Annotated in this window: 3 protein-coding genes and 1 tRNA gene; 1 reads left to right on the top strand and 3 read right to left on the bottom strand. The window is 46.5% G+C overall.

Annotated features, from left to right (window positions below; translation table 11 throughout):
• Positions 1-107: 107 nt before the first annotated feature.
• The 3 genes from ACY69O_RS03905 to ACY69O_RS03895 form a co-directional block, all read right to left on the bottom strand.
• Positions 108-542 (bottom strand): alpha/beta hydrolase-fold protein, encoded by a 435-nt coding sequence (locus ACY69O_RS03905; protein WP_462332161.1) that lies wholly within the window; start codon positions 540-542, stop codon positions 108-110.
• Positions 543-686: 144 nt separating this feature from the next.
• Positions 687-762 (bottom strand) — tRNA-Thr (locus ACY69O_RS03900).
• 64 nt (positions 763-826) lie between these two features.
• Entirely contained in the window at positions 827-2,131 is a 1,305-nt protein-coding gene (locus ACY69O_RS03895) for a dicarboxylate/amino acid:cation symporter (RefSeq protein ID WP_462332160.1), read from the bottom strand.
• 240 nt (positions 2,132-2,371) lie between these two features.
• Between ACY69O_RS03895 and ACY69O_RS03890 the strand changes: the two genes are divergently transcribed.
• The coding region (locus ACY69O_RS03890) for an EAL domain-containing protein (RefSeq protein ID WP_462332159.1) at positions 2,372-4,264 on the top strand (1,893 nt) is incomplete at its 3' end.

Raw genomic sequence — 4,264 nt, 5'->3', positions numbered from 1 at the left:
ATCCTCTACAACACGAAGCATGCTGCTGCGTACCCTGGCTTCCTTATCCCCCAAAGAAAAAAACACACAGTCAGGCTGCACAGCCATTTTATTATTAAGCGCAAACCTCAAAAATCCGGAAACCAAAACGAACATGACGCACTGGCAGCACGTGAAAAAAAATCCGTCCTATAAAGAGCATAGACAGCAAACAAACCCGCAAGAGAATATCCTGCCAGCGCAGTATACGATGGCTTCATCAAAAGCTGCCCAAGAATCTCAGGCAAAATTTCCTTGGTCAGTGTGTCAAGATATGCATCAGCCTCACCTGTACACGGAGCTCCTCCCTTATAAACCGGCGGACATTTCCATGGAGACATTTCAGCCTCCCATAGTATCCCTCCGACTGCTGCAAGCGAAAACTCCACATCAGTAATCTTTTTTACTGCCGCGTAAACACTTTCCCCATCGTCCTCAAATGTATTAAGAATCACCAGCGGAGCGTTTTCCTTTTCAGCGGGAAAAATCTTAACTGTTTTCCCTGCCGCCTCTATCAGCTTCATTTCCAATTCACCTCATAACGCCAACAGAACCTCACCTGGCAATAATATTACCATAGATGATAAACAACGGGTAAATAGTGGTTAGTAAAATGGTTAGTAAGGCATCAAAAAAGGCTTCCGATTTCTCGGAAGCCTTGATTTCACTGGAGCTGATGGTAGGACTTGAACCTATGACCTGCTCATTACGAATGAGCTGCTCTACCAACTGAGCTACATCAGCATGGTCAGTACGTCAACTGACAAAAAATATTATAACGGACGGGTTCTTGTCTGTCAACACTTTTTTAGACTGTCGCTTCAATTTCTTCCCCACTGTCCTCAAGCTTTCCTTCGAGGTCATGGTTGGTCATTGCACATACGCAGGAATCAGACCAGACATTTTCAGCGGTCTCGACCATATCAATAATCGTGTAGATAGGCAGGATAATACCCATGATTCCCAGAGGCGCGCCAATGGAGGACATGAGTGAAAGTGTAAGGAAGTAGCAGCCCATCGGGACGCCGGCATTTCCTACCGCCGCGAAAACAGCAATACACAGCCATGTAATCATTGTTCCCATAGTAAGCTCAATACCTGCATTCTGCATGACAAAGAGCGAGGTAACGAGGATAAAGGCCGCGCAGCCGTTCATATTGATAGTCGTGCAGATTGGAAGCACAAAGCGCGTAACAGCCTTATTTGCCTTGAGATTGTTCTCAGCCGAAGCCAATGTCACAGGAAGCGTTCCGGCAGAGCTCTTTGTGAAAAGGGCAACTGCCAATGCCGGAGCCATTGCCTTAAATACTTTCAGTGGGTTCAGCCCGCGCAGTATGAGGAAGATTGGAAGTACAATGAATATCTGCAGAACATTTCCACCCATTACAACGGCTACATATTTTCCGAGGGAACCCACGATAACGCCCGCAGAAATCTGAGCCGAAAGCTGTCCCGCAAATGCAAGGATACCTGCAGGCAGTGCCCAGAGCAGTCCACGGATAAGCGTAAAGAGAAGCTCCTGCGCACCCATGATAACCTTAACAAGCATATCTCTGTTCTCGCTTTTCGGCATGAAAGCAAGTCCAAGGCCTACAGCAGCCGCAATGATAAGGACTGACAGTACGTTGCCCGCGATAAACGGCTGGAGCAGATTGTTAGGAATAACCGACAGGAAGTGATCGTAATAGGACAGCTTTCCGAGATTCTGCGGTACATTGGCTGCGCCCGCGCCAACAGCTTCTGCAGGCAGATTGCCCGGTGCAATCCAGAGATAAAGTGCCAGTGCAACTATACCTGACGCAAAGGTCGTAAGCAGTGTATATGTAACTGCGTGGGAAAAAATACGTCCGGTGTCGCGTTTTGCGCCAAGCATTGAAAGCGTAGTGACGACCGCCAGCGCGATTGTCGGAATAGCTATGAACTGGAACAGTCTCGTAAATACTGTTGCTACAAAATCAAAAAGACTGTTGAGTGCCGGAATCTGCTGCCAGCCGAGAATGGCACCGACAATGAGGGCAGCAAACCAAATAACGAACTGCTTGCTGTTTCCTTTGTACCCCTTGATCGCCTCATCGGCTGCTTTTTTTACTTCGGCATTTTGCTTTTCTGCCACTGAATTCATCCCTCTCTGCGGCTTCGCGCCACCTTTAGTATCGTAAAGCTTGTATGCCTATCATGATACAAGGTTTTCAGAAAAGATTCAAGTATTCTTTCGTTTTCAGAAATGATGAGGATTCTCTCAATTTTCTTTAAGTTTCTTTCATTTGATAACTGTTCTCTTGCCAAGTGCCTTTTTTCCCTGTAATATGAATATATAGATTAATTTATGTTTCTATCAAGAATGGTGATTGGCATGCATTATATCTACGAATACGAGCTTGCATCGTTTGTCCTCATGTTTGCATTGCTGCTTCACATCCGTTCTCAGCGGCAGATTGCTACACGGCCTATGCGGTTTTTCGTGTACTTTTTGTGTGCCGCTCTTACAGAGGCCGGTCTTAACGTTATCGCCAGTCTTTCAATCAACTCAGGGCAGATAACGCCCCGAATGTTCATAGACGGCGTCAACCTGACCTTTTTTGTAGTGGAAGCACTTTGCAGGCTATGCTTCTTCCTTTATATTGCCGCACTCTGCGGAATATCAAGAAAAAACAACCAACGTGTCTTCTTCGCAGGTGTTGTTCCCGCTGTCTTTCTTATTGCCTTTATCCTTTCAAACCCCTGGACTCATGTTATATATCATTTGGATTCACACAACGCGTATATTCTGGGACCATACGCGTCTGTTGAGTTTGCTTCGTATTTCTACTATCTTATCCTTGTTTTCGCAGTGGCGGTATACTACCGCGAGCGTCTGCAAATGAAGCACATATACATCATCGCTGAATTTACGCTGCTGTCGCTGCTGGCAGTTGGTATTGAATATCTGTACCGCCCGCTGCTTTTGACAAGCTCAGTGAACGCTCTCGTTCTCCTCAATATCTATGGGACGATGCAGGATCCGAAAATATATCAGGAAACGGTCACCGGCTTTGGAAACTGGCGAGCTTTTAACATGAGGGTGACCCAGTTCATTCGCAGGGCCAAGCCCTTCAGCGTTATATGTGTAGACCTTAACGCGAATCGTTCGCTTTTCCGTGTAATCGAATATACTGCCCTTCTTCATCTGGAGGAAAGCATAAGCAACTGGATGTCCGTTGAAACAAACGAGAAAGCGTATGCTTATTATGTTTCCGACCAGCACTGTTTCCTTCTCATAACAAAGCCTGAGCATATTAAACAGATTGCCCAGCGCATGGCGGACCGTTTTACACGTCCCTGGCCTGTACAAAATTCACCCGTAACTCTTGCCGCCAATGTTTTTGTCGAATCATTTCCTGAGAATTTTTCAACCTTTGAGGGTCTGTGCGGTATTCTCCGCGCCCTTCGCCTCGACAATAATATCAGCAGCGGAACTATTCTCTGGCCTGATGATCCCTGCCAGCAGGTCTATCGCAGCTCTCTTCACATCAAAAAGGTGCTGGAGGCTGCTCTTGAAGCAAACACCCTTGAGGTGTACTATCAGCCAATAGTGGAAGTCTCAACCGGAAAAGCATGTATGCTTGAGGCGCTTGCCCGATTAAAGGATACGGACGGCAAATTTATTCCTCCCGACAAATTCATAAACATTGCCGAGCAGACAGGTCTCATATACCGTCTCCAACAGGCTGTTCTTGAAAAGATATGTGCATTCTGCCGCGATTCTCTGCTGAATTACCCGGAAATCTCCATAGAACGCGTTCACATGAACCTCTCTGTGCTTGAATGTATGCAGCCGGATATGGCAGACCGTATCATAAACACCATTGAGCAGTACAATCTGCCGCACTCGCTGATAAGCTTTGAGTTAACCGAGCGTATGGCACTTGTTACACCCGAGCTGATGAAGCATCACATGTCAGACCTCAACCATTACGGCATCACCTTTGCGCTTGATGACTATGGAACGGGAAATGCAAATATTTCCTATCTTATAGACTACAACTTCGATACAATAAAATTCGACCGCAATCTCATGCAGGCGTTCTTCAATCAGGAAAAGGCACACCGTATAATCGGAAGTGAGTTCCGAATCATTAAAGATCTGGGGCTCAGTGTCATAGTCGAGGGTATTGAGTCAGAGGACGAGGTGCGCATACTGAAAGAACACGAAATACAGTACATACAGGGCTTCTACTACAGCCGCCCTCTCCCGGGTACTGAGTGT

The sequence above is a fragment of the Schwartzia sp. (in: firmicutes) genome, assembly GCF_978017985.1.
This window is presented reverse-complemented; position numbering and strand designations above follow the sequence as displayed.

What these genes read in the sequence shown, in the direction of transcription:
- ACY69O_RS03905 (WP_462332161.1), bottom strand. Translation starts at nt 542, where the DNA reads ATGAAGCTGATAGAGGCGGCAGGGAAAACAGTTAAGATTTTTCCCGCT.